This window comes from Mesorhizobium sp. WSM4836 (genome assembly GCF_055811815.1).
The window spans coordinates 132,877-157,326 of the sequence record NZ_JBVVQF010000005.1 but is presented as its reverse complement, the minus strand read 5'-3'; the positions used below and the strand labels follow the sequence as shown (position 1 = coordinate 157,326).

21 protein-coding genes, 1 pseudogene and 1 riboswitch are annotated in these 24,450 nt (G+C 63.1%); of the genes and pseudogenes, 14 read left to right on the top strand and 8 right to left on the bottom strand.

The features are described 5' to 3' along the window. Nucleotides 1-12: 12 nt before the first annotated feature. Together AC0L2P_RS08505 and AC0L2P_RS08500 are read right to left on the bottom strand one after the other, a co-directional pair. The gene (locus tag AC0L2P_RS08505) at nucleotides 13-1,281 is read right to left on the bottom strand and encodes an ABC transporter substrate-binding protein (protein ID WP_473500771.1); all 1,269 of its coding nucleotides are present in this window, start codon (nucleotides 1,279-1,281) and stop codon (nucleotides 13-15) included. Nucleotides 1,282-1,317: 36 nt separating this feature from the next. Next, nucleotides 1,318-2,361, bottom strand: coding sequence for a substrate-binding domain-containing protein (locus AC0L2P_RS08500; RefSeq protein WP_473500769.1), 1,044 nt, complete (start codon nucleotides 2,359-2,361; stop codon nucleotides 1,318-1,320). Nucleotides 2,362-2,598: 237 nt separating this feature from the next. Between AC0L2P_RS08500 and AC0L2P_RS08495 the strand changes: the two genes are divergently transcribed. The 10 genes from AC0L2P_RS08495 to AC0L2P_RS08450 all read left to right on the top strand — a co-directional run bounded on the left by AC0L2P_RS08495 (nucleotide 2,599) and on the right by AC0L2P_RS08450 (nucleotide 14,377). Then, the gene (locus tag AC0L2P_RS08495; protein WP_473500768.1) at nucleotides 2,599-3,573 is read left to right on the top strand and encodes a sugar-binding transcriptional regulator; all 975 of its coding nucleotides are present in this window, start codon (nucleotides 2,599-2,601) and stop codon (nucleotides 3,571-3,573) included. A gap of 44 nt (nucleotides 3,574-3,617) precedes the next feature. After that, nucleotides 3,618-5,063 carry an ABC transporter substrate-binding protein gene (locus AC0L2P_RS08490; RefSeq protein WP_473500767.1) on the top strand — a complete coding sequence of 482 codons (1,446 nt, stop codon included), beginning with the start codon at nucleotides 3,618-3,620 and terminating at the stop codon, nucleotides 5,061-5,063. A gap of 158 nt (nucleotides 5,064-5,221) precedes the next feature. Next, the gene (locus tag AC0L2P_RS08485; protein WP_352452414.1) at nucleotides 5,222-6,145 is read left to right on the top strand and encodes a carbohydrate ABC transporter permease; all 924 of its coding nucleotides are present in this window, start codon (nucleotides 5,222-5,224) and stop codon (nucleotides 6,143-6,145) included. Nucleotides 6,146-6,154: 9 nt separating this feature from the next. Beyond that, nucleotides 6,155-7,012: a carbohydrate ABC transporter permease gene (locus AC0L2P_RS08480; protein WP_473500766.1), complete on the top strand. Its 858-nt coding sequence runs from the start codon at nucleotides 6,155-6,157 to the stop codon at nucleotides 7,010-7,012. Between the two features lie 4 nt (nucleotides 7,013-7,016). Next, entirely contained in the window at nucleotides 7,017-8,135 is a 1,119-nt protein-coding gene (locus AC0L2P_RS08475; protein ID WP_473500765.1) for an ABC transporter ATP-binding protein, read from the top strand. Then, complete coding sequence (locus AC0L2P_RS08470) at nucleotides 8,132-9,256, top strand: ABC transporter ATP-binding protein (RefSeq protein WP_473500764.1); 1,125 nt, start codon at nucleotides 8,132-8,134, stop codon at nucleotides 9,254-9,256. The genes AC0L2P_RS08475 and AC0L2P_RS08470 overlap by 4 nt, the downstream gene beginning before the upstream one ends. Next, nucleotides 9,256-10,854 (top strand): FGGY family carbohydrate kinase, encoded by a 1,599-nt coding sequence (locus tag AC0L2P_RS08465; RefSeq protein WP_473500763.1) that lies wholly within the window; start codon nucleotides 9,256-9,258, stop codon nucleotides 10,852-10,854. Before AC0L2P_RS08470 ends, AC0L2P_RS08465 begins: the two co-directional genes overlap by 1 nt. A 7-nt stretch (nucleotides 10,855-10,861) precedes the next feature. After that, nucleotides 10,862-11,902: a 2-hydroxyacid dehydrogenase gene (locus AC0L2P_RS08460; protein WP_473500762.1), complete on the top strand. Its 1,041-nt coding sequence runs from the start codon at nucleotides 10,862-10,864 to the stop codon at nucleotides 11,900-11,902. 19 nt (nucleotides 11,903-11,921) lie between these two features. After that, entirely contained in the window at nucleotides 11,922-13,439 is a 1,518-nt protein-coding gene (locus tag AC0L2P_RS08455; RefSeq protein WP_473500761.1) for a glycerol-3-phosphate dehydrogenase, read from the top strand. Then, nucleotides 13,439-14,377, top strand: a complete 939-nt coding sequence (locus AC0L2P_RS08450) for a sugar phosphate isomerase/epimerase family protein (RefSeq protein ID WP_473500971.1) — start codon at nucleotides 13,439-13,441, stop codon at nucleotides 14,375-14,377. The genes AC0L2P_RS08455 and AC0L2P_RS08450 overlap by 1 nt, the downstream gene beginning before the upstream one ends. A 47-nt stretch (nucleotides 14,378-14,424) precedes the next feature. On the opposite strand, the gene fba is transcribed toward AC0L2P_RS08450, so the two are convergent. Then, nucleotides 14,425-15,489 carry a class II fructose-bisphosphate aldolase gene (gene fba, locus AC0L2P_RS08445; RefSeq protein WP_473500760.1) on the bottom strand — a complete coding sequence of 355 codons (1,065 nt, stop codon included), beginning with the start codon at nucleotides 15,487-15,489 and terminating at the stop codon, nucleotides 14,425-14,427. A gap of 255 nt (nucleotides 15,490-15,744) precedes the next feature. Here fba and AC0L2P_RS08440 point away from each other — a divergent pair, with 255 nt between their 5' ends. The 3 genes from AC0L2P_RS08440 to derI are packed head-to-tail and all read left to right on the top strand — an operon-like array spanning nucleotide 15,745 to nucleotide 17,748. Continuing rightward, complete coding sequence (locus AC0L2P_RS08440; protein WP_473500759.1) at nucleotides 15,745-16,509, top strand: DeoR/GlpR family DNA-binding transcription regulator; 765 nt, start codon at nucleotides 15,745-15,747, stop codon at nucleotides 16,507-16,509. Nucleotides 16,510-16,519: 10 nt separating this feature from the next. After that, entirely contained in the window at nucleotides 16,520-17,278 is a 759-nt protein-coding gene (locus AC0L2P_RS08435) for a triose-phosphate isomerase (RefSeq protein ID WP_473500758.1), read from the top strand. Between the two features lie 26 nt (nucleotides 17,279-17,304). Next, nucleotides 17,305-17,748: a D-erythrulose-4-phosphate isomerase gene (derI, locus tag AC0L2P_RS08430; RefSeq protein WP_352505330.1), complete on the top strand. Its 444-nt coding sequence runs from the start codon at nucleotides 17,305-17,307 to the stop codon at nucleotides 17,746-17,748. Here the strand turns inward: derI and dhaL are convergent. The 5 genes and pseudogenes from dhaL to mtnK form a co-directional block, all read right to left on the bottom strand. Continuing rightward, nucleotides 17,745-18,383: a dihydroxyacetone kinase subunit DhaL gene (dhaL, locus tag AC0L2P_RS08425; protein ID WP_473500757.1), complete on the bottom strand. Its 639-nt coding sequence runs from the start codon at nucleotides 18,381-18,383 to the stop codon at nucleotides 17,745-17,747. The two genes, derI and dhaL, sit on opposite strands and share 4 nt — an antisense overlap. Nucleotides 18,384-18,392: 9 nt before the next feature. Then, on the bottom strand, nucleotides 18,393-19,400 hold the full coding sequence (locus tag AC0L2P_RS08420) for a dihydroxyacetone kinase subunit DhaK (protein ID WP_473500756.1): 1,008 nt from the start codon (nucleotides 19,398-19,400) through the stop codon (nucleotides 18,393-18,395). A 69-nt stretch (nucleotides 19,401-19,469) separates the two neighbouring features. Next, nucleotides 19,470-19,942, bottom strand: a pseudogene (locus tag AC0L2P_RS08415) (6,7-dimethyl-8-ribityllumazine synthase). Nucleotides 19,943-20,019: 77 nt separating this feature from the next. Then, nucleotides 20,020-20,166: riboswitch (FMN riboswitch) on the bottom strand. 208 nt (nucleotides 20,167-20,374) lie between these two features. Beyond that, a complete protein-coding gene (mtnA, locus tag AC0L2P_RS08410) occupies nucleotides 20,375-21,469 on the bottom strand; it encodes an S-methyl-5-thioribose-1-phosphate isomerase (protein WP_473500755.1) in 1,095 nt (364 codons plus the stop codon). Next, nucleotides 21,466-22,737, bottom strand: coding sequence for an S-methyl-5-thioribose kinase (mtnK, locus tag AC0L2P_RS08405; RefSeq protein ID WP_473500754.1), 1,272 nt, complete (start codon nucleotides 22,735-22,737; stop codon nucleotides 21,466-21,468). Before mtnK ends, mtnA begins: the two co-directional genes overlap by 4 nt. A gap of 135 nt (nucleotides 22,738-22,872) precedes the next feature. On the opposite strand from mtnK, the gene AC0L2P_RS08400 reads away from it, so the two are divergent. Beyond that, a complete protein-coding gene (locus tag AC0L2P_RS08400; RefSeq protein WP_473500753.1) occupies nucleotides 22,873-24,384 on the top strand; it encodes a sugar ABC transporter ATP-binding protein in 1,512 nt (503 codons plus the stop codon). Nucleotides 24,385-24,450: the final 66 nt, after the last annotated feature.

Genomic DNA, 24,450 nt, shown 5'->3' with positions numbered 1-24,450 from the left:
CGGGGAGGATTCTTAATCGACCGGGCAGGCGCCTTGCGAGGGCTTGTCGGGCGCCCAGCACGGCGCCTTCGCCTGGTCGACGATCGCCTTCAGCGCCGCTGCCTGTTCGTCGAGTACGCCGCGCACATCCTCGCCGCCAAGCACGATGCGCTCGAAGCTGTCGGTGTAGATCTGATTGAACTTGCCGCCGAGGCCGCCAAGTCCCATCGGCAACAGCGCCGGCAACGCATCAGGAGCACCGGTCATGGTGGCGATCACCGGGCCGAAGGCCTTGACGGAGGCCGGCATGTCGTCGGGCAGCTTGACGTCGACGATGGGGAAGAAGTTTGTCGCCTTCAGCGTCGCGATCTGGGTTTCCGGTTTCAGCATATAGGCGACCAGCGCCTTGGCCTTGTCCATGTCGGGCGAGGTCTTCGGGACAGCGACGCCGGCGACCACCGGCATATAGCCGCGGCCTGCCGGGCCGGCCGGCGCCGGGAAGGCGACGAACTCGTCGGGCTTCTGGTTGAACGCGTCGGCAAGCCGCGCCACGTGGTCGAACGCCACCCAGACTTCGCCGGTCAGCAGCGGCTCCTGCATAAAGGCATAGTTGGTCGAGTTCGGGTTGGTGTACTGCCACAATTCCTTGAACTTGTTCCACGCCGTCTCGGCCTCCGCCGAGCGGAACTTGGTCACCATCGAACCGGTGTAGGACGGAAGGAGAAAGCCCTCGAAGAAGCGGTGCTTCAGCCCTTTCGGGCCGGCCGGAAAACCGAATTTGGGCGAACCGGTTTTTTCAGCGATGTTTTTCGCCCACTCGACGAGCTGGTCATAGGTGATGGCGTTGAGATCGGTGCCGGCCGGCAGATATTGCAGCGCCTGCTTGTTTGCCGCCATCAGGAAGGTGGCCTGCATCCATGGCAGGTACTTCTGCTCGCCGGTGCCGAGCATGCCGAGCTTCTTGTAGGTCTCGTTGACCTTGGCGCCACCGAGATCGACGCCAGAGAGATCGACAAGGTTCGCGCCGACGGTGGAGAAGTCTCCGTGCAGGCCGCCGAGCACGCCTATGGTGCCGGAGCCGGCCTGCAGTTCGGCCTGAAGGCGGGTGAGCCAGGGCCCGTCTTCGGCGACCTGATAATCGACCTGGCCATCAAACCCCTTCAGCACCTCGCCGCGCATTTTTTGCGTCTCCTCCACAGGTCGCGCCTGTGTCGACCAGAACAACACCTGCTGGGCTTGCGCAGCACCGGCAGCGAGCGACAGCGCCAGCACGGCGCTGGCCAATATCCGCAAAGCATTCATCGTCATCTTCCTCCCTGGTTGTGCGCCGCTAAGGCGTCAGTTCCGTCCTGTGGGTGCCGGGCCATGGCTTGCCCGCGACACGAGTGTCGGCCGGACCAGTCGCGTCAGTGGCGCCGCCGGCCTGTTGCCGATGACAGTCAGCAGCATTTCGCCTATCTCGCGCGCGCACTGCCGGATCGAAGCGTCGAAAGTGGTCAACCCCGGCGGCGCATAGGCTGAGGCGGCTATGTTGTCGAAGCCGATCACCGAAAGGTGGCGAGGAATGGCAAGTCCGGCGCGCGCCGCCTCTTCCATCACCGTCAGCGCCAGCTCGTCGAACAGCGCGATAATCGCCGTCGGCCGCTCGGTGGCGTGCAGAAGCCGGTTGATTGCCTGGATGCGGGCACCGCGATCGAAGCGCGGCGCCGTCGCCACGTCGAGCCTGACCGACGGATCGCCCCGGCGGGCGATAGCGGCAGCGAGCCCATCCTGTCTGAGATGGCGAAATGTCATCGGTTCGGAAATCGTCACCAGGCCGAAATGCCGGTGACCGAGATCGTAGAGCATGTCGAAGGCCTCGCCGAACGCGTGCGCGCCATCGGTATCGAGCCAATGGTAGGCAAAGTCACCGTCGATCAGCCGGCCATGCGCGACGAACGGAAAATTGCGTCGGCGCAGATAGGCAAGCCGCTCGTCGACCTCTGCGATGCGGGTAACGACGACGCCATCGGCCCGTCCGGATTCGACGACATGGCGAAGCACGGAAAGTTCCGACTGGCCCTGCGCCGCTGCGGCCAGGATCAGGTCGGAGCCGTGCGAAACCAAGCCTTCGCCGAGCCCGGTGACGAATTCGCCGAGGAAGGAATCGACCAGATTGGGGCCGCGGATCGGCAGCACCATGCCAACAAAACCGCTGCGGCCGGAGACCAGCGTGCGGGCTGCCGTATTCGGCACATAGCCGGCCAGGCGCGCGGCCTCGGTGACACGTTGGCGCGTTTTCAAGGCGATCTGCTCGTGGCCGGCAAGGGCGCGCGAAACGGTGGTGATCGACAGGCCGAGCTGCGCAGCAAGTTCCTTGAGGGTAGTAACGCGGGCCGGCATCGTTCCTCCCGAACGAGTTTGAAACGTTTGTAATCAGTCCAAGTCAAATTGCAAACGTTTTAAATGCGCGCAAGCGGTATTTGATTCTTGCCCGTTGATCCGCTTGGCCCTTTTTCGACCAAGACCGGGTTCTGCCAGCAAGCTCCCGGACGGAGATTTAAACGCAGCGGTTGCTTGACTCGAGCGATGCCTTGTGAAAAATTTTGCATCAACTGATAAAAATATCAAAGGGCGGAAATGGTTGGTTTTGGTAACGGCCTGCTGCGCGACGATGAGACAGGTATGGCAGCCCGTGCCGCCTGGCTTCACTATGCCGGCGGCCTGACCCAGTCGGAGGTCGCCAAGCGGCTCGGCCTAACTAGCCTCAAGGCGCATCGCCTCATCACCAAGGCCAATCAGGAAGGCCTGGTCAAAGTCTATATCGACGGCGAAGTCTCAGAATGCGTGGAACTCGAGGACGAGTTGTCCGGCCGTTACGGCCTAGACTATTGCGAGGTGGTTCCGGACTTCGATGCCGAAGACCTGCCGCTCAAGGCGCTCGGCATCGCCGGCGCGCAGTTTCTCAAGCGCGAGATCGAACGCGGCGAGGAGGCGCTGATCGGCGTCGGCCACGGCCGCACGCTGGCCGCCTGCGTGGAATATCTGCCGCGCATATCGGCCGGCCGGATCCGTTTCGTCTCGCTGCTTGGCGGCCTGACGCGCAAGTTCTCGGCCAATCCGCATGACGTCATCCACCGCGTCGCCGAGCGGACTGGTGCGGAGGCCTATGTGATGCCCGTACCCATGTTCGCCAACACGGTCGAGGATCGAACCGTGTTGCTCGGGCAGAAAGGCGTCAGCGATGTCTTTGACCTCGCCAAGTCCGCCGACTTGCTCATCGCCGGCATCGGCACCGCCGAGCGTGAGGCCTCGCTTGTCGCCACCGGTATGATCGAGAAGGGCGAGATGGAGGAGATCCGCCGCAACGGCGGGGTCGGCGAACTGCTCGGCCATTTCTTCGACGATGCCGGAAAGGCGGTTGCAACGACGCTTTCCGACCGGGCGCTGGCACTGGCGCGCGAAGACATCAGCAACCGCAGGATTGTCGCCGTCGCCGGCGGCAAGGTGAAGGTTCGCGCCATCAAGTCAGTGCTGGAGGGCCGTTATCTCACAGGCTTGATAACCGACGAGCGGACGGCGCGATCGCTCGTGGAACAGACGCCGGTCGGGTAGCCGGCAACCATTTCGTTGAAACTACCCTGTGGAGGAGAAGAGAAATGCATGAGAAAGAGAAAGACCTCATTGACGCGTTCCTGCGTGGACAAGTCGACCGCCGTGGGCTGATCAAGGGCCTCGGTGCAATGGGCCTTGCCGCCAGCACCGCCGGCACACTGCTCAATTTCGGGCAGACCCGTGCCCTGGCGGCTGATTTCGACTGGCAGGCGCATAAGGGCAAGACCATCAAGCTGTTGCTCAACAAGCATCCTTACGCCGATGCGATGATTGCCAACCTCGACAATTTCAAGAAGCTGACCGGCATGGAAGTCGTCTATGACGTGTTCCCCGAAGACGTCTATTTCGACAAGGTTACCGCCGCGCTGTCGGCCAGCTCGCCCGAATACGATGCCTTCATGACCGGCGCCTACATGACCTGGACCTACGGCCCCGCCGGCTGGATCACGGACCTCAACGAATGGATCAAGGATCCGGCCAAGACCAACCCGAAATATGCCTGGGACGATTTCCTGCCAGGCGTCAAGAATTCCTGCGCCTGGAACGGCCAGCCGGGCGGGGCGCTCGGTTCGGAAGACGCCAAGCAATGGTGCATTCCGTGGGGCTTCGAGCAGAACAACATCACTTACAACAAGGGCATGTTCGACAAGGTCGGCGTCAGCGTTCCCGGCAATATGGATGAGATGGTCGCTACGGCGGCGAAGCTCACCAAAGATGTCGGCGGTGGCGTCTACGGCATCGGCGTGCGCGGCTCGCGCTCCTGGGCAACGATCCACCCGGGCTTCCTGTCGGCCTACGCCAATTTCGACCAGAAGGACCTGAACGTCTCGGCTGACGGCAAGCTGTCGGCCGCGATGAGCACCGCCGAATCCAAGGCTTTCCACAAGCAGTGGGTCCAGATGATCCAGGAGAGCGGCCCCAAGGACTGGTCGACCTACACCTGGTACCAGGTCGGTACCGATCTCGGTGCAGGTGCCTCGGCGATGATTTACGACGCCGACATCCTTGGCTACTTCATGAATGGCGGCGACAACAAGATGGCCGGCAAGCTCGCCTTTTCGGCATTCAAGGCCAATCCTGCCGCCAAGGCGCCGACGCCCAATATCTGGATCTGGTCGCTGTCGATGTCCAATTTCTCCAAGGACAAGGACGCCACCTGGTACTTCATGCAGTGGGCATCCGGGCCAGAGCATGCATTGTTCGGTGCGACCAAGATGGACTTCGTCAATCCGGTCCGTCAGTCGGTCTGGAACGACCAGATGTTCCGCGACAAGCTGAACAAGAGCTATCCGGGTTATGTCGAGATGTTCGACGTGTCGGCGCCAGGCGCCAGCATCAAGTTCACCCCACAGCCGCTGTTCTTCGATCTCACCACCGAATGGGCGGCGACGCTGCAGAAGATGGTGGCCAAGGAAGTGCCGGTCGACGAGGGCCTCGATAAGCTGGCCGAGAGCATCAACGGCCAGCTCAAGGAAGCCGGGCTCGGCTAAGCCGCGGCCAACGCCAAAGGCTGGCCCTTCCTAGGGGCCAGCCGTTGAAATGTTAAGTTTGCGACGCGGTGCCTAGAGGCATCGCCTGCTCGCCCGACCGGCCGCCTTGCTCCCTTGGGCGGCCGGGACGGCGAAGCAACAGGATGACGGAGCAGCAGATGACTGCGGCAACAATACAAAGAAACAGGCCGTCGGGGTTCAGGATCAGCAAGCGGGTGCTGCCCTACCTCCTCAGCCTGCCAGCCCTGCTGGTCTGCATCGGCATCCTGATCCCGTTCCTGACCTCGGTGGTCTACTCGTTCCAGCGTTACCGGTTGAGCCAACCCTGGGCGCGGCAGTTCAACTGGGGCGACAACTATATCTCGTTCTTCACCGACCCGAAGTTCTGGAACACGCTGGAGATATCGCTGCTCTACGCCGGCATCACCGTTGTGCTCGAGCTGCTTCTCGGTCTCGGCATCGCCATGCTGCTGCAAAAGCGCTCGACGCTGAACAACTTCATCTCGATCATGCTGTTGATGCCGCTGATGACGGCGCCGGCGCTCGCCGCGCTGATGTGGAAGCTGATGACCAATCCCGGTTTCGGCGTGCTCAGCTATCTCGCCAGCCTGATCGGGTTGCAGGATTTCCGCTGGGCCTCGTCTCCGTCGACGGCCCTGCTCACCGTCGTGCTCGTCGACATCTGGGTCTACACCCCCTTCATCATGATCCTGCTGCTTGCCGGCCTGCGCAGCCTGCCGACGCAGCCCTTCGAGGCGGCAGCACTTGATGGCGTGCCGAGGAGCTTCGTCTTCTTCCGCATCACCTTGCCGATGCTGACCCCTTACATCCTGACGGCGACCCTGTTCCGCCTGCTCGATTCCATCCAGCAGTTCGACATCATCTACGCCATGACGCAGGGTGGTCCCGGCGACACGCTGACCGTGTTCCAGGTCGAGGCCTATCTCAACTTCTTCCAGTCGACCAATGTCGGCCGCTCGGCGGCGTTGATGATCATCCTGTGGGCGATCACCTATTTCCTCTCGAACATTTTCATCAAGAACTGGCTGCGGCTGCGCGAACGCGCCCGCGGCCAGGCATAGGAGGCTGGCATGGAACACACCTCCCTTCTCGAACGCATCCTGCGCGGCATTGCACTGGCGCTCGTCGTGATCTTCTTCATGTTCCCGATCGTCTGGATCCTGATGATGTCGTTCCAGACCAACGAGACAATCCTACGGATTCCACCACAGCTTGTCTTCGAGCCGACGCTTGCCAACTACACCGCCTTGGTCACTGGGAAGCTGATGACGGCAGCCGGCACGCTCGATATCGCCTTCATGCGGAATCTTTGGAATTCCGTCTTCCTGTCGGTCACCTCGGTTGCCGTTGCGTTGCTGCTCGGCGTTCCGGCTGCCTACGCCTTCGCGCGGCACAAATTCCGCGGCTCGGAGGACATTGCCTTCACGCTGCTGTCGTTCCGGTTTGCGCCGGCGCTGCTGGTGCTCCTGCCGCTCACCCTCTATTTCCAGAAGCTCGGGCTAGCCAACACCTATGTCGGGCTGATCTGGGTCTATCAGCTGATCTGCCTGCCGTTGATCCTGTGGATCGTGCGCGGCTATTTCGAGGACATTCCCGCCGACATCGAATACGCCTACCGCATTGCCGGACATTCCTGGTTTGCCACCTTCCGCAAGATCGCGCTGCCGCTCGCCGGCCCAGGCATCGCCGCTGCCGGCCTGCTCGCCTTCATCTTTGCTTGGAACAATTTCGTTTTTGCATTGGTGCTCGCCTCGGCCGACAAGCAGCCGGTGACCGTCGGCGCGCTCGCCTTCATCACCTCCTCGGGCATTCAGTATGGCCAGATCTCGGCGGCGATCGTGCTGTCGATCACGCCGACGCTGGCGCTCGCGCTCTACGCGCAACGCTACCTCGTCGAAGGCCTGTCGCTTGGCGCGGTGAAAGGATAGTCCGATGGCAAGCCTCGAACTGCGAAACATCGTCAAACACTATAAAAGCCAGACTGTTCTCGACAATCTGTCGCTGACCGTCGCCGACGGCGAAACGCTGGTCCTGTTCGGGCCGTCCGGCGCCGGCAAGACGGTGCTGTTGCGGCTGGTCGCCGGCGTCATCGACCCCGACGAGGGAAAGATCCTCATCGGCGGCGAGGACATGACCGATCTCGACGCCGAGTTCCGCGGCGTCGGCATGGCGTTCCAGAACTTCGCGCTGTTCCCGCATATGACGGCGTTCGATAACATCGCCACGCCGCTGCAGGCGAAGCACTCATCGCAGGGCACGATCAAGGCGGGCGTCGAGAGCGTCGCCAAGCTGCTGAAAATCGGCCATGTGCTCAGCCACAAGCCGCGAGCGTTGTCCAATGGCCAGAAGCAACGAACCGCGCTTGCCCGCGCGCTGGTCGGCTCGCCGCCGCTTCTGCTGCTCGACGACCCCTTGCGCAACGTCGATGCCAAATTGCGCTTCGAGATGCGCCTCGAGCTGCCAAGGCTGCTCGCGGATCGCGGCGCGACCGTCATCTACGTCACCCAGGACTACAAGGAAGCGATGGCGCTCGGAGACCGCATCGCGGTGATGTCGCAAGGAGTCGTCAAACAGCTCGGCACCCCCGAGCAGATCTATCGCGAGCCGGCCAATGTCGAGATTGCCCGACTGTTCGGCGACCCGACGATCAACCTTCTGGACGTCAAGCCGTCGCGGGACGCCAAGGGCATCTATGTCGGTCTGTCCAACGTCCAGGTCCATCTTGCCGGCGCTCATGAGGCGGCGGTCGGCCGCGACTGCGTAATCGGTTTGCGGCCGGAGGCGCTGGTCTTTGTCGATGAAGGCACGCCCGGGGCCATCCCGGTGACGGTCGAGGCTGAGACGCCGCTCAACGAGAAGATCGTCACGCTGGTGCGAACCGTGCGCGGCCGCGAGATTCTGGTCTCGCGTCCTTCCGGGACGCCGGGCAAATCCGAGGGCAAGGTCCACATCGCCCTCGACAGCAAAAGCGCCCTGCTGTTCGATCGCACAAGCGGCGAACGCATCGGCTCGAAAAACGTCGTCAACTTGCGCAGTGGAGAAGCGGCATGAGCCCGAGCGCAATCACCCTTTCAGGCGTCGACAAGTTCTACGGTCCGATCGATCGCGGCGTACACGCAGTCAAGAACCTGACGATGGAAATCGCCAAAGGCGAGATCGTCGCGCTGCTCGGCTCGTCCGGCTGCGGCAAGACTTCGACATTGCGCATGATCGCAGGCTTCGAAGAGGTCTCGCGCGGCACCATCGCCGTTGCCGGCCGCAAGGTGCACACGTTGCCGCCGGTCAGGCGCAACGTCGCAATGGCCTTCGAGGGCTATTCGCTCTATCCGCCGCTGACCGTGCGCGAGAACATGGCCTTCGCCCTCAAGGCCGCCAGGCTGGCGAAGAGTGCGGTCGATGCAAAGGTTGCCAACATCGCCCAGCTGCTCGAGATCGAGGACATTCTCGAGCGCTATCCGAGTTCGATCTCCGGCGGCCAGCAGCAGCGCGCCAGCCTCGGCCGGGCGCTGATTCGCGAGGCCGACCTGCATCTGCTTGACGAGCCGATGGGCCAGCTCGAGCCGCAGCTTCGCGCCGTGCTGCGCGGCCGCATCAAGCATTTCATCAAGGAGCGCGGCCTGACCGCGATCCTGGTCACGCACGACCAGACCGAGGCCAATGCGCTGGCCGATCGCATTGCTGTCATGGAGGGCGGCGTGCTGCAGCAGTTCGACACGCCTGACAGGCTCAAGGAGCGGCCGGCAAATCTGTTCACCGGCACCTTCGTCGGCGAGCCGCCGATGAATGTCTTCGAGGCCTATGTCGGCACGGCTGCCGGCAAGATCAGCCTCAAGCTGCCCGACGGGCTTTCGCTCGACTACGACAAAGATGCGTTCAGCAGCCCGGTTCGTGACGAATTGCTCAACCGGCAGCGCGTCGTCATCGGCGTCAGGCCTTATGCGGTCCGCCGCTCGAAGGATGGCGTGCCGGCGACGGTTTCGGCCAATCAATGGCTCGGCGACCAGACCCACATCGCCGCCGATTTCGCCGGCGGCTCGCTGGTCCTGGTCGAACACGACCGGACTCGCCTGGAGCTCGGCGCACCGATCAAGATCAGCATCGATCCAAAAAACCTGCACGTCTTCGATCAGGCGAGCGGTGACGCCATTTCGCACGGCACGGAGCTTGCCTGATGCGGGATGTGCTGATCGGCATCGACGCCGGCACGTCTGTCATCAAATCCGTCGGCTTCGACACGGCGGGCAGGCAGATCGCGGCCGCCGCGCTGCCCAATAAATACGAGACACTGCCGGGCGGCGGCGCCGAGCAGGAACTGACACGCACCTGGGCCGATACCGCGACGACCTTGCGCCAGCTTGCCGACAAGGTGCCGGACCTAGCCAGCCGGACCATTGCCATTGCCGTGACCGGGCAGGGCGACGGCACCTGGCTGATCGACAAGGATGGTGAGCCGGTAGCCAAGGGCTGGCTGTGGCTCGACGCCCGCGCTGCCGCGGTCGTAGAGGAGATCCGCGCGCGGCCCGAGGACCGGCTGCGCTTCGAAAAGACCGGCAGCGGGCTCGCTGCCTGCCAGCAGGGATCGCAGTTGGTGTTCATGAAGCGCCACATGCCCGCGATGCTTGCCAATGCAGCGACAGCCTTCCACTGCAAGGATTGGCTCTATTTCAAGTTGACCGGCCACCGCGCCACCGACCCGTCCGAGGGCACCTTCACCTTCGGCGACTTCCGCACGCGCGGCTATTGCGATGATGTGTTCGAGGTGCTCGGCGTCACCGATCTCAGGCATCTGCTGCCGCCCATCGTCGATGGGACCAGGCAAAGCGCCTCGCTGTCGGCGGCAGCAGCCGATGCGACCGGCTTGCTCGCCGGCACACCGGTCGTTCTGGCCTATGTCGATGTCGCCTGCACGGCGCTCGGCGCCGGCCTGTTCGATCGCGAGCGCAAGCCGGGATGCTCGATCATTGGCTCCACCGGAATGCATATGCGGCTTGCCGAAACGCCGGACGAGGTTCTGCTCAACGAGGCTGCAACCGGCTACACGATGACGATGCCGGCACCGGGCGTCTTTGCGCAGATGCAGTCGAACATGGCGGCAACGCTCAATATCGACTGGGTCCTTGGCCTCGCCTCCGGCATCCTCGCCTCGCAAGGTATCACGCGGACCAATGGCGAGATGATCGCGCTGGTCGACCAGTGGATATCATCGTCCGCGCCAGGCTCGCTGCTCTACCAGCCTTATGTCTCGGAGGCCGGCGAGCGCGGCCCGTTCGTAGATGCCAATGCCAGGGCCGGTTTCGTCGGCATTTCGTCCAGGCACGGCTATGCCGACATGGTTCGCGCGGTGTTCGAGGGGCTGGCGTTCGCGGCACGCGATTGCTACGCCGCCATGGGGCCGCTGCCCAAAGAAATCCGCCTGACCGGCGGGGCGGCCAGGAGCCCGGCGCTGCGCAAGATCCTGGGTGCTGCGGTCGGCGCCGACATTCGCACCAGCGAACGCGAGGAGGCCGGTGCTGCCGGTGCCGCGATGATCGCTGCAGTCTGCGTCGGCCAATACGCATCGATGGACGAATGCGTCGGTGAATGGGTCACGCCTTTGCTCCGTGCGGCCGAGCCCAGCGACCGGCAACTTGCCGCCGCCTATGAGGCGATGGCTCCGTCCTACACATTGGCGCATGAGGCGCTGCGGCCGGTCTGGCGTTCGATGGCCGCGTCCAGGCAAACCGACTTGTCCAGACAAACTGACGTGACCAGACAAACTGACGTGAACTGAGAAGAGCATGCCCAAGAAAATTGCGATCATCGGCGACCGCTTCATGCTCCCGGACGTATTTCGCGAGAAAATCGAGGCGGCGTGCGGCGACAACCTCGACATCCGCACCATTGAGACCGCTTGGCCCGACGAACCGATGCAATTCGGCAATGCGGCGCTTGGTCTGGACAAGGTCAAGGAGTATTTCGGCGATCCCGAGGAGGTGGTCGATTTCATCAGCGATGCCGAAATCTTCGTCACCCAGCTTGCGCCGCTCTCCGAAAGCATGATGCAGCGCCTGCCCACTCTCAAGCTGGTTGCGGTATCGCGCGGCGGGCCGATCAACATCGACATGGCGGCCGCCAAGGCCCATGGCATCACGGTGGTCAATGTGCCCGGTCGCAATGCCAGCGCCGTGGCCGAGTTCACCATCGGCGCCATTCTCGCCGAAACCCGGCTGATCCGCGTCGGTCACGAAGCATTGCGCAAGGGCGAATGGCGCGGCGATCTCTACCGCGCCGACCGCACCGGCCGCGAGCTCAACGAAATGACCGTCGGCGTCATCGGCTATGGCAATATCGGCACCAGGCTGGTTCGGCTGCTGCGCGTCTTCGGCTGCCGCATCCTGGTCTCCGACCCCTACGTGCAATTGAGTGCCGAGGATCGCAATGCCGGCGTCGAGCTGGTTGCGCTGGACGATCTGCTGTCGCGCTCCGATGTGGTCACGCTGCACTCCAGGGTCACAGAGGAGACGCGCGGTCTGATCGGCAAGGACGCTATCGCCCGGATGAAGCCCGGCGTGATCTTCGTCAATACCGCGCGCGGACCGCTGGTCGACTACGATGCGCTCTACGAGGCGCTCGTCTCGGGGCACATCGGCAGTGCTATGCTTGAGACGTTCGCCGTCGAGCCGGTGCCTGCCGACTGGCCCTTGCTGCAGCTGCCGAACGTGACGCTGACGCCGCATATCGCCGGCGCCTCGGTGCGCACGGTGACTTACGCTGCCGAGCAGGCGGCCGAGGAAGTGCGCCGCTTCATCGCCGGCCTGCCGTCGGTCAATCCATGCTGACGACAGGGCATAGAGCGAGATGAGCGGCGACACCGAAATCGTCGATCTGTTCGTCATCGGCGGCGGCGTCAATGGCGCCGGGATCGCGCGCGATGCGGCAGGCCGGGGACTGTCGGTCATTCTTTGCGAAAAAGACGATCTCGCCGAGGGCACCAGTTCGCGATCGGGAAAGCTCGTTCATGGCGGTTTGCGCTATCTCGAATACTACGAGTTCCGCCTGGTGCGGGAGGCGCTGATCGAGCGCGAGGTGCTGCTCGAATCCGCGCCACACATCATCTGGCCGATGCGCTTCGTGCTGCCGCACAGCCCCGATGACCGGCCGGCCTGGCTGGTCCGGCTGGGCCTGTTCCTCTACGACCATCTTGGCGGCCGCAAGCGCCTGCCGCCCACGCGTACGCTCGATCTGCGCACCGCACCCGAAGGCGCGCCGATCAAGGACGCCTTCAAGCGCGGCTTCGAATATTCCGACTGCTGGGTCGACGACGCCCGCCTGGTCGTCATCAACGCACTCGACGCCGCCGAGCGTGGAGCCAGGATATTCACCCGCACCGCCTGTATAGCGGCCCGTCGCGAAAACGGCCTGTGGTCGGTGGAGATACGCGACGGTCGAACCGGCGTCAGGACCACAGTCCGGGCACGGGGGCTGATCAATGCCGCCGGTCCCTGGGTCAATGACGTCATCAACCGCGTGGCTGGCCAGAATTCCAGGCGGAACGTGCGCCTGGTCAAGGGCAGCCACATCGTTGTGCCGAAATTCTGGGAAGGGCGGCAGGCCTATCTCGTCCAAAACAGCGACAAGCGCGTGATCTTCATCAATCCCTACCAAAACGATCTCGCGCTGATCGGCACCACTGACATTCCCTATGAAGGGCGGCCGGAGGACGTGACCGCCGATGCCGGCGAGATCGACTACCTGATCAAGGTGGTCAACCGCTACTTCAAGCGCCAGCTTGCGCGCAGCGACGTCGTTCATTCGTTTTCCGGCGTCAGACCGCTCTATGACGACAATGCCGACAACCCGAGCGCGGTGACCCGCGATTATATTTTCGAACTCGACGCTTCGGCAGGGCAGGCGCCGCTACTTTCCGTCTTCGGGGGCAAGATCACCACCTTCCGTAAACTGGCCGAGCACGCGCTGGACCGCATCGCCCCGTTCTTTCCGAAGATGGGCAAGCCGTGGACCTCGAAAGGGCATCTGCCGGGCGGCGATATCGCCAAGGCCGATTTCGAGCAGTTCCTCGGTGATCTCGGCCATGAATATCCCTGGATGCCGGCCTCCCTGGTCAAGCATTATGGCCGGCTCTACGGCACAAGGACGCGTGATCTGGTCGGCGCGGCCACCTCGCTCGCCGAACTGGGCCGGCGCTTCGGCAATGATTTTTTCGAGTGCGAAGCCAATTACCTGTTCGAGCATGAATGGGCCGAGACCGCCGCCGATATTCTCGAAAGGCGCACCAAGCACGGCCTGCATCTATCCGCCGCGGAAAGAACCGCCTTCGAGGACTGGTGCTTGAGCCGGCTGGCAAAGGCCGGCTGATGGCCTTCACGCTTTCGCTCAACACCAACCCGCTGGTCAACCGCTTTGCCGAGCCGGACGACCTTATCGACGCGATCGCCTACGACATTGGCATCCGCGACGTGCAACTCACGCATGAATTCGTCAATCCCGGCTGGCCGGCGGCGACGATTGCCAAATTTGTCCGCCTGTTCCGCTCCGCTCTCAACCGCACCGGCGTGCGCGTGACCTCCGTCATGACCGGCCCTTACGGCCGGCTCAATCATTTCGGCCATCCCGATGCCGACGTGCGGCGCTACTACGTCGACTGGTTCAAGACCTTTGCCGATATTTCGGCCGAGCTCGGCGCCGGCGGCATGGGTACACAGTTCGCGATCTTCACCCACCGGGACTACGATGATCCCAAGCGTCGCGCGCGGCTTTTGGACATCGCGCTGGAATGCTGGCGCGAGGTTGCTGAGCATGCCAAAGCAGCCGGCTTGACCTACCTGTTCTGGGAGCCGATGTCGGTCGGCCGAGAGTTCGGCCATACGGTCGAGAGCTGCCGCGCGCTGCAGCGCGAGATCGAGGCGGCCGGCATGGCCGTCCCCATGAAGATGATGGTCGATATCGATCATGGCGACGTAACGTCGAGCAATCCGGACGACATCGACCCTTATGCCTGGGCCGAAGCCTTTCCAAAGCAATCGCCGATCATCCACGTCAAGCAGTCGTCGATGAACAAGGGTGGCCATTGGCCGTTCATTGCCGCCCGCAACAAGGACGGCCGCATCACGCCGGAAAAGCTGCTGGAGACGGTTCGTCGTGGCGGCGGCGTCGACAACGAGATCTGCCTCGAATTGTCGTTCCGCGAGCGCGAGCCGGTCGACCATCAGGTCGTCGCCATGATCCGCGAGTCGGTCGACTACTGGGCGCCCTTTATCGAGACCGGCAGGGCCGATCTCATGCCGCGAGCATGATGGGATGAGCAGGAGCCGAACCGGCTCCTGCCCAGAACCGGAATATGTCAGCCAAATTTCGGATCGAGGCTTCCGGACTTGTAGCGCTTGGCCATTTCCGACAGCGGCAGCGGCTTGATCTTCGGTGCGTTGCCGCCGGTGCCGAACTGCTCGAAGCGCTCCTTGCAGAGCTTCCGCATGGCGCCCATTGCCGGCGTCAGATATTTGCGCGGATCGAATTCCGAAGGGTTCTCGGTCAGCACCTTGCGGATCGCCCCGGTCAGCGCCATGCGGTTGTCGGTATCGATATTGATCTTGCGCACACCATGCTTAATGCCGCGCTGGATCTCCTCCACCGGCACGCCCCATGTCGGCTTCATCTGGCCGCCATATTTGTTGATGATCTCCTGCAGCTCTTCCGGCACCGAGGACGAGCCGTGCATGACGAGATGCATGCTCGGCAGACGGCGGTGGATTTCCTCGATGACGTTCATGGCCAGCACAGCGCCGTCCGGCTTGCGGCTGAACTTGTAGGCGCCGTGGCTGGTGCCCATGGCGACTGCCAGCGCATCGACGCGGGTGTCGCGCACGAACTGTTCGGCCTGAACCGGATCGGTCAGCAGCTGGTCGTGGCTGATGACGCCCTCGACGCCATGGCCGTCTTCCTGCTCGCCGCCGCCCATCTCAAGCGATCCGAGAACGCCGATCTCGCCTTCCACCGAGACGCCGCCCCAATGCGCCATGTCGACGACACGGCGGGTGATGCCGGAATTATAGGCGTAATCGGCCGGCGTCTTGCCGTCCTCCTTTAGCGATCCGTCCATCATCACCGAAGTGAAGCCGTGCTGGATCGCGGTGACGCAAGTGGCTTCGTTGTTGCCATGGTCGAGATGCATGCAGACCGGGATATCGGGATGGATTTCGACCAGCGCGTCGATCAGCTTGGCCAGCACCACGTCGTTGGCGTAGGCCCGCGCGCCGCGGCTCGCCTGCAGGATAACCGGCGATTTGGTCTCCTCGGCTGCCTCCATGATGGCGAGGCCCTGTTCCATATTGTTCATGTTGAAGGCAGGCACGCCATAGCCGTATTCGGCGGCATGATCGAGCAATTGTCTCAGTGTGATGCGAGCCACTCAGTAGTCTCCCGTATCCGGTTTCGAGCCAGTGTTTGCGGGCTGTTCGGTTCTCGTCGAGCCCTTGATGCTTCTGGCCGGATTTCCGCGGCACCGCAACCGCTGGGCGCTCGGCCGGCAGCAATTCTTGTTACAGCACGCGACCAGAAGCGTCATGATATCCCATAGATGTATAACATTATCACAAAAATTTGGTGGCTTGTGCGACGTTTGCTGTTATATCTCGGAACCGGGTTGCACGAGGAAGCCGCGGAAATGAAGAGCGACGGCCGCCGGCAAGGCATCATGGATTTTCTGATGGACACCGGCACCGCCAGTGTCGACGATCTTGCCTCGCGCTTCGGCGTGTCGAAGATGACCGTCCACCGCGACCTCGACGAGCTCGAGGAAAGCGGTTTCCTGCGCAAGGTGCGCGGCGGCGCCTCGATCCAGCCGAGCAGCCTTTTCGAGAGCGATTTCCGCTACCGCCAGAGACTGGCCGGCGACGAGAAAAAGCGCATCGCCGCGGCTGCCGTGACGATGATCGAACCGGGTCAGACGGTGATCATCGACGACGGCTCAACCGCGGGCGGCGTTGCGCGGCACCTTGTAGATCTGCGTCCGCTGACGGTGATCTCGAACAATCTGGCCGTCATCCAGGATTTGGCGGGCGTTGCCGGCATCAACCTGATTGGGCTCGGCGGCCAATACAGCAAGAAGTTTCACGGATTCTTCGGCCTGCTCGCCGAGGACACGCTGAAATCATTGCGCGCCGATGTCGCCTTTCTGTCGTCGTCGGCCATTCACGGCGCTTGCGCCTTTCACCAGGATCAGGAAGTGGTCCAGACCAAACGGCTGATGATGGCCGCAGCAGCGCGCAAATATCTGCTTGTCGACCATGGGAAATTCGGCCGCACTGCCTTGCACTTCCTGACCGATCTCAAGGCCTTCGACACGGTCTTCACCGGCCGCGAGCCGCAGCCGCAGATGCGCGCCGCGCTGGATGGTGCTGGCGTTTCGCTGACGGTGATCGCAGAGTAGGAGAGCACGCATGGTTTACTGGGTTGGCACCAGCTGGAAAATGAACAAGACGCTCGCCGAGGCGATGGCTTTCGCCGAGACATTGGCCGAGTTCGTCCCCGGTTTCGACGAGCGCATTCAGCCTTTCGTCATCCCGCCCTTCACGGCGATCCGCGAGGTCAAGAAAGCGCTGTCGCCGACACGCATCAAGGTCGGCGCGCAGAACATGCATTGGGCCGACGCCGGCGCCTGGACCGGCGAGATCTCGCCGGTCATGCTGAAAGACTGCGAACTTGATATAGTAGAGTTGGGCCACAGCGAACGGCGCGAGCATTTCGGCGAGACCGACAAGGCCGTCGGGCTGAAGACTGCGGCCGCGGTGAAGCACGGCATGGTGCCGCTGATCTGCGTCGGTGAGACCTTGGCACAGCGCGACAGCGGCCAGGCCGATGCGCTGCTGGCCTTGCAGGTGCACGGCGCGCTGCAATTTCTCGAGGGCCCGGCCAAGGCGGCGACGATCCTGTTTGCCTATGAGCCGGTATGGGCGATCGGCGACAAAGGCGTGCCGGCAAGCTCGGACTATGCGGGCAAACAGCATGCGCTGATCAAGAAAATCGCTCGCGACCTGCTGCCGGTCGTGCCGCCGGTGCTCTATGGCGGCAGCGTCAATCCGCGAAATGCCGCCGAACTGATCGGACAGTCTCATATTGACGGCTTGTTCATCGGCCGTTCCGCCTGGCAGGCGGAAGGCTATGTCGACATCCTCAAACGCGCCTCGGCGGCGATCTGAAGCATGGAACAGGAAGGAAACCGAATATGAAAATAGCCATTGGAGCCGATAGCGCCGGCAAGCCGCTGCTCGACGTCATTGCCGCTCACCTCGCGACCAAGCCCGGCCTCACCGTCAACGACCTCAGCCAGGCGGGCTACTATGCCGACCTGTCGCAGAAGCTCGCCCAGACCATCCTGGACGGCGAGAACGATCGCGGCATCCTGTTTTGCGGCACTGGCATCGGCGTATCCATTTCCGCCAACAAGGTGCCCGGCATTCGCGCCGCACTCACCCACGACACCTATTCGGCCGAGCGCGCCGCAAAATCCAACAACGCCCAGATCATCACCATGGGCGCCCGCGTCATCGGCCCGGAACTGGCCAAGTCGATCGTTGACGCCTGGCTCGCATCGGAATTCGATGAGAAGGGACCATCGGCCGGCAATGTCCAGGCCATCGACAGGCTCGACGCGGCGAAGCGGGGTTAGACCAGACTGTTCCGCATCGCCCTGATGATTGTCACGGCCGATGCGGCGCCGGGGTCCATATGCCCAAGCGAGCGCTCGCCGAGCCGCGATGAGCGGCCCTTGGCGGCGATCATGTCCTTGGTCGCCTCGGCACCCCGTTCGGCCGCTGCAAGTGCAGCCTCCAGGCTCTCGCACAGGCTCTTGCCGGCTTCCTGCGCGGCACCCGCTGTTTGCGCTGCCGGCAGCCAGGCGTCGACCATGGTCTTTTCGCCGAGCTCGGCCTTGCCGCGATCCTGGATGCCTTGCGCCATCGCCCGGAACATGGCGACGACATCTGCATCCTCCAGAATTGCCTTGCCTTTGACGGCAGCGGCACCGCGCATGAAGGCCGTCGCGTAGAGCGGGCCTGACGAGGCGCCAACCGCGTTGAGGAAGGATTTCGCCGCGGTGTTGAGCAGCGCGGTTGGCTCGGTCGCCGCGAGGTCGAGTTGCGCCAGCGCATCGCGCGCAGCAGTGAAGCCGAGTGCCATGGCGATGCCGTGGTCGGCGTCGCCGATGACACCGTCGAGCTGGCAGAGCCGGTCCTTGTCGGCATCGATTGCCACCGCGATCGCATCGAACATTCTTTTCAAGTCGGCTGTATCGATCGAGGTCACGATACCCCCTCAGCCGGCACGGAACATGGCGCAGTCGCAGGGGTGGTCCAGCATCGCCTGCAACTCGCCGTCGAGATGCATCAGCGTCACCGAGGCGCCCGCCATTTCGAGCGAGGTGCAATAATTGCCGACCCAGGTCGCGTGGATGGAAATGCCAATATCATCGAGCCTCTGCTTGACCCGTCGGTTCATGATGTAGAGCTCCATCAGCGGCGTCGAGCCGAGCGAATTGACCAGCACCGCGACCTTGTCGCCGCGCGCCGGCGCCATCTCGTCGACGATCTTGTCCAGCATCTCGTCGGTGATCTCATCGGCCGTCTTCAGTTTTCCGCGCGCGATGCCGGGTTCGCCATGGATTCCCATGCCGATCTCCATCTCGTCCGGGCCGATTTCGAAGTTCGGCCGGCGGGTCTGCGGCAGCGAACAGGGCGACAGCGCCACGCCCATGGTGAAGGTGTGGTCGTTGGCCTTCCTGGCGATACGCTCGCACTCGTCGAATGACAGCATCCGGTCGCATGCAGCACCGGCGGCCTTGAAGATGAAGAAGTTGCCGGCGACGCCGCGCCGCTTCTGCCTTTGGTCGCGCGGCGCCGAGGCGACGTCATCGGTGGTCAGCACGGTGCGCACTTCGATGTCGTCCATTGCCGCCATTTCGGCGGCCATGTCGAAGTTCATCACGTCGCCGGCATAGTTGCCGTACATGAACAGCACGCCGGCGCCGCCGTTTGCCGCCTTGGCGCATTCGAGGATCGGGTCAGGCGGCGGCGAGGCGAAGACATTGCCGATCGCGGCGGCGTCGGCCAGCCCCTTGCCGACGAAGCCGAGGAAGGTCGGCTCGTGGCCCGAGCCGCCACCGATGACGAGACCGACCTTGCCGGGGCGTGGGCCGTCGCGGGCGATGATGGACCGCGGGCTGCCATCCGCACGTCTGAGATGGCGCGGATGCGCGGCCAGAATGCCTTCCAGCATCTCGTCGACGGAACGGTTGCCGTCATTGATGATCTTCTTGGTCTGCAACGGCATCCTCCCTGGTTTTCGTGAGATACTACGGCGCCTTACCGGAATTTCCACCCGGCGGTGGAGGTTTTACGCCGCTATGTGTTCGCGTGCCGCCAGCAGTTGCACGCAGGCACTGGCCGCCTCTTTGCCCTTGACCCTGAAATGCTCGAAGAAGAAGCGGTGATGGTCCGCGCTGTCATGGTAGTTGTGCGGCGTCAGCACCGCCGAAGCACCGGCACGCCAGTCGACAATTGTACGTTCATCATGCCGTCGATGACCGCGCTTGCCACGAATTCATGCCGGTAGATGCCGCCATTGACGACGAACGCGGCGCCGAGGATAGCGGCATAGCGGCCGGTCTCGGCAAGCGTTTTTGCATGCAGGGGAATCTCATAGGCGCCCGGCACATCGAAGACATCGACGGCAAAGCGTTTCTCTCCGAGAACCGCCAGTTCCGCCTCGAATGCTTCAACGCATTGGTCGACGATATCGGCGTGCCAGTGCGCCCGAATGACGGCAACGCGGATCGTTTCATAGTCGTTGTGGGAATGCTGATTCATGGGTCCATCCTTCCGTTTCGAACCAGAATCAGGACGCCCGACACGGGAGTCCGAACCGCGAGAGCGGACCGTCTTCCGTTCGTTCTCTTCCATCCGGACTTTGACCGTCGGCTCCGGAATCACACCGGATCTGCTGACCCCTCCGGCTAACCGGAAAGCGCTCGCGGGCTTGGGCCGAGACCCTTACCGCCGGTGGGGACTTTCACCCCGCCCTGAGAACATTGACGGCGTTTGTATGGAAGGCCGCATTACCGATGTCAATCGACGCCGTGGCTGGAGCTGTAATCTCCCCTCTTGAGGGGGAGATGGCCGGCAGGCCAGAGGGGGTCGTCTCACGTAGAGCGCCAAGGTCTTCTCGGCCTAGAAGGCGCGGGCGCTCCACGCGCTGCGACCCTCTGTCGCCTCCGGCGACATCCCCCCTCAAGGGGGAGATCACCCGCGCTCGGGAAACATCGTCTTCAGGCCTTCGCGCGAGGCCGTAGCGACACCGCGTTCGGTGATCAAGCCGGTGACCAGCCGCGCCGGCGTCACGTCGAAGGCCGGATTGGCCGCCGGCGTCGCTTCCGGTGACACGCGGACCTGGGCGATCTCGCCGGAAGCGGTCTTGCCCCAGACCAGCGAGACCTCGTCGGGCGAGCGCTGTTCGATCGGAATTTCGGCCAGCCCGTCGCCCACCGTCCAGTCGATCGTCGGCGACGGCAGCGCGACATAGAACGGCACGTCGTTGTCGGCGGCAGCCAATGCCTTGAGATAGGTACCGATCTTGTTGCAGACATCGCCGTCGGCGGTGGTCCTGTCGGTGCCGACGACGACCATGTCGATCTGGCCGCCCTGCATCAGATGGCCGCCGGCATTGTCGACGATCAACGTATGCGGCACGCCGTGGCCGGCCATCTCCCAGGCGGTCAATTGGGCACCCTGGTTGCGGGGTCGCGTTTCGTCGACATAGACATGGACTGGAATGCCGGCTTCCGTCGCCAGATAGATCGGCGCGGTGGCGGTGCCGTAGTCGACGGTGGCCAGCCAGCCGGCGTTGCAGTGGGTCAGGATATTGACCGGTTCGCCCGGCTGCTTGCGCGCCGCGATCGCCTTGATGATTTCGAGCCCATGGGCGCCGATCGCGCGGTTGAGGCCGACATCCTCGTCGGCGATCTCGCCGGCACGCCGATACGCAGCCGCGGCACGTTCTGCCAGGGGAAGCGTCAGCAGGAAGCGCTGCATTTCGTTCAGCGCCCAGCGCAAATTGATCGCCGTCGGGCGCGTTTCGTGCAAGGTTGCCCAGACGGCGTCGAGTGCTGCATCCGACGGATCGTCGGCCATCTGCATGGCGACGCCATAGGCGGCAGTGACGCCGATCAGCGGCGCCCCGCGCACCCACATGTCGCGGATTGCCGTGGCGATGCCGGCGACGGTATCGATCTTTTCGATGCGGAAATCATGTGGCAGCCAGCGCTGGTCGATGATCTCCACCGAACGCCCTTCGTCACTCGGCCAGATGGTGCGGTAGTGGCGGTCACCAACGTTCAAATCCTGCTCTCCCGTTCGATCAGCGCGGCCAAATGGTTGACCTCGTCGATGCTGTGGGTATGGCGCCGGTTGACGGCGAGGTGACGGCCGAATTTCAGCGCCTTTGCTTCACATCTGGCGCGCAGATCCGGATCGGCAATGGTCTCGAAATCAGCATTATGGGCAAGGCCGAGAATGCGCCGGTGAACCTCGACGCCGGCAAAGCCGAGCAGATCGGTCCAGATCGACTGCAGCATGTGGTCGAGCGCCTGCTCGGCGCCAAGCCTGTCACCCTGATCTTCGAACAGGCTCTTCTGGTAGAGCATGCCGGTACGCTCGGTTCGCCACAGATGCGAGAACTCGGCACGAAACACCGACCATGTCTCGACCGTAACGCCGAGCAGATAGTCGCGCATGGCGTCGCGGCTTCCGCCCTCTTCATGGCCGCGCTGCGAGAAGAACGCCATCCAGAAATTGGCGAGCAGCATGCCGACGTCGAAGGCGATCGGGCCGTAGAAGGCGAATTCGGGATCGATCATCCGCGTTTCGGTGTCGGTGACCATGATCGAGCCGGAATGCAGGTCGCCATGCAGCAGCGTCTCCGCATTGGCGGCGAAGATGTGCTTCATGCGCTGCGCCTCGACCTTGAGGTCGCGGTCGGCGCGCAGCTCGGCGACAATGCCATCGAGCTGTGGGCTGGTGTGCCGGTTCATCTTGTTATCGAAATACGGATCCGAGAAAACCAGGTTCTCGGTGATGTCGCAGAGTTCGACATTGTCGGCGAACAGCGCCAGATCGGCCTTGCGGTCCTTGGTCGCCATATGCAGGTCGGAGCCGCGAAACAGCGTGCGGGCCATGAACTGGCCGATGTCTTTCGCGATGTTGGGCAATTGCCGGCCTTCGATCAGCGCCCGCCGCAGGATAATGTGCGGCGACAGATACTCCATGATGATCAGCGCCTGGCCTTCATCGAAGTGGTAGATCTCAGGCACCGAACCCGGCGCCCGTGCCTGTTGCCGCGTCAGCGCATGGTATTCGAAGAAGGAACGCTTCAACGGCAGCGGCCAGCTGTCGCCGACCAGCCGGACGTAGGGCAGGGCCTGCTTGACGACGGCCGCACCCTCAGCACCCTCGACGATGAACACAAGGTTCAGATTGCCGTCGCCGACTTCACGAACCTTCCACTGGCTCGTATCCTTGCCGATCTGCGAACACAGGGGCTCGTTGGCACCGAGACGGCCCGCCAGTGTCTCGACCGACAGTGCTTCGAACGGCGATTTCCCAGTCATCCTCACCTCCCGCTCATGTGCTCCGATGATAGCGGAGCCAATGCGGCCGGGCCAAGCTAGGAACCCCGCTGGCAATTGTCAATCGTGTTGACAATTGCCGATATAGCCCATAGCGTCACGGTCAGGGAGGAACGAATGGGCAATGATGCCGTGTTCCGCGTCGACGGCCTGAGGAAATCCTTTGGCCATATCGAGGTGCTTGGCGGCGTCTCGCTCGAATTGCGTGCCGGCGAAGTGACCGTGCTGATGGGCGCCAACGGCGCCGGCAAATCCACCCTCGTCAAGATCATCAGCGGTGTCTACGACCATGGCGGCGGCTCGATGTCGCTTGCCGGTCAGGACTTCGCCCCGAAAACGCCGGCAGAGGCGATCCGCGCCGGCGTCGTTACCGTCCACCAGAACATCAATGACGGTGTCGTCGCCGACCTCGACGTCGCCACCAATCTTACCCTCGACAGGTTGAGCGGCAGCGGCGTGCCGACCCTGTTCAATCCAGGCCGGGTGCGTCGCGAGGCCAAGGCGGTTGCCGACCGCATGGGACTGGCCATTGACCTCAAGGCCCGGATCAGCGATCTCTCGCTTGCCGACCGCCAGATGGTGGCGATCGCCCGCGCCATGGCGCACCGGCCGAAAGTGCTGATCCTCGACGAGCCGACCTCCTCGCTGTCCACCGCCGAGGCCGACCGGCTGTTCGCATTGCTCGATCGGCTCCGCCAGCAAGGCGTGGCGATCCTCTACATTTCGCACCGTATGTCGGATATCAGGCGGCTTGCCGATCGCATCATTTCGATGCGTGATGGGGTCATCTCAGGCATCTTCGACAAGAAGCCGCTGGATTACGAAGGCGCTGTCAACGCCATGCTCGGCCGCAAGATCCAGCTTGAGCGGATCGTCGCCAGGAATTCGGCCAAAGCAATTTTTACTGCCGACGGATTGCGGATTGCAGAAGGCGCCCGGCCGATCTCGCTGACGCTCGGCGATGGCGAGGTCGTTGCCATCACCGGCCTTGTCGGCGTCGGCAAGACCGCGCTTGCCGAGACGCTGTTCGGCCTGCGCCGGCCGCTGGCCGGGACCATGATGCTGAACGGGAAATCCTATGCGCCGGGGTCGACCGGCGAAGCGATCGCCGCCGGCGTGTTTCTCGTCGCCAAGGACCGCGGCGAAAACGGCATCGTCGGCGATTTCAATATCCAGGAGAATATCAGCCTGCCGTTCCACAGCCGCATGTCGCGTCTCGGCGTCCTCAAGCGCCGCATCGAATGCGCCATTGCCCGCCAGCAGATCCAGGAACTGGGCATCGTCTGCCGCTCGGAAAAGGACGAGATGTCGTCACTTTCGGGCGGCAATCAGCAGAAGGTGATGGTCGCCCGCTGGATGTCGCAGGCGGCAAGGCTTTTCATCCTCGACGAGCCGTTTCAAGGTGTGGACATCTCGGCCAGACGCGATATTGCCGCCAAGCTGCGGGCCAGCGCCCACGGCCGCGCGACGCTGCTGTTCGTCACCGAACTCGACGAAGCCCTGGAGACGGCCGACCGCATTCTGGTGATGTCGGAGCAGACGATCGTCGGCGAGCACCGCAACACCGATATCGATCTCGATCGTCTGCTGGCCGAAGTGGCGGGCGGGCCGTTGCACAGCCCAGCCTGAGGGCGGGAAGACGATGAGAATTGGAATGGAGAGGGCATGAATTCGGGTTGGGTGAAAACATTGCCA

Coding starts and splice junctions, on each gene's coding strand:
- AC0L2P_RS08505 (WP_473500771.1), bottom strand. CDS start 1,281: ATGAATGCTTTGCGGATATTGGCCAGCGCCGTGCTGGCGCTGTCGCTC.
- AC0L2P_RS08500 (WP_473500769.1), bottom strand. CDS start 2,361: ATGCCGGCCCGCGTTACTACCCTCAAGGAACTTGCTGCGCAGCTCGGC.
- AC0L2P_RS08495 (WP_473500768.1), top strand. CDS start 2,599: ATGGTTGGTTTTGGTAACGGCCTGCTGCGCGACGATGAGACAGGTATG.
- AC0L2P_RS08490 (WP_473500767.1), top strand. CDS start 3,618: ATGCATGAGAAAGAGAAAGACCTCATTGACGCGTTCCTGCGTGGACAA.
- AC0L2P_RS08485 (WP_352452414.1), top strand. CDS start 5,222: ATGACTGCGGCAACAATACAAAGAAACAGGCCGTCGGGGTTCAGGATC.
- AC0L2P_RS08480 (WP_473500766.1), top strand. CDS start 6,155: ATGGAACACACCTCCCTTCTCGAACGCATCCTGCGCGGCATTGCACTG.
- AC0L2P_RS08475 (WP_473500765.1), top strand. CDS start 7,017: ATGGCAAGCCTCGAACTGCGAAACATCGTCAAACACTATAAAAGCCAG.
- AC0L2P_RS08470 (WP_473500764.1), top strand. CDS start 8,132: ATGAGCCCGAGCGCAATCACCCTTTCAGGCGTCGACAAGTTCTACGGT.
- AC0L2P_RS08465 (WP_473500763.1), top strand. CDS start 9,256: ATGCGGGATGTGCTGATCGGCATCGACGCCGGCACGTCTGTCATCAAA.
- AC0L2P_RS08460 (WP_473500762.1), top strand. CDS start 10,862: ATGCCCAAGAAAATTGCGATCATCGGCGACCGCTTCATGCTCCCGGAC.
- AC0L2P_RS08455 (WP_473500761.1), top strand. CDS start 11,922: ATGAGCGGCGACACCGAAATCGTCGATCTGTTCGTCATCGGCGGCGGC.
- AC0L2P_RS08450 (WP_473500971.1), top strand. CDS start 13,439: ATGGCCTTCACGCTTTCGCTCAACACCAACCCGCTGGTCAACCGCTTT.
- AC0L2P_RS08440 (WP_473500759.1), top strand. CDS start 15,745: ATGAAGAGCGACGGCCGCCGGCAAGGCATCATGGATTTTCTGATGGAC.
- AC0L2P_RS08435 (WP_473500758.1), top strand. CDS start 16,520: ATGGTTTACTGGGTTGGCACCAGCTGGAAAATGAACAAGACGCTCGCC.
- derI (WP_352505330.1), top strand. CDS start 17,305: ATGAAAATAGCCATTGGAGCCGATAGCGCCGGCAAGCCGCTGCTCGAC.
- mtnK (WP_473500754.1), bottom strand. CDS start 22,737: ATGACTGGGAAATCGCCGTTCGAAGCACTGTCGGTCGAGACACTGGCG.
- AC0L2P_RS08400 (WP_473500753.1), top strand. CDS start 22,873: ATGGGCAATGATGCCGTGTTCCGCGTCGACGGCCTGAGGAAATCCTTT.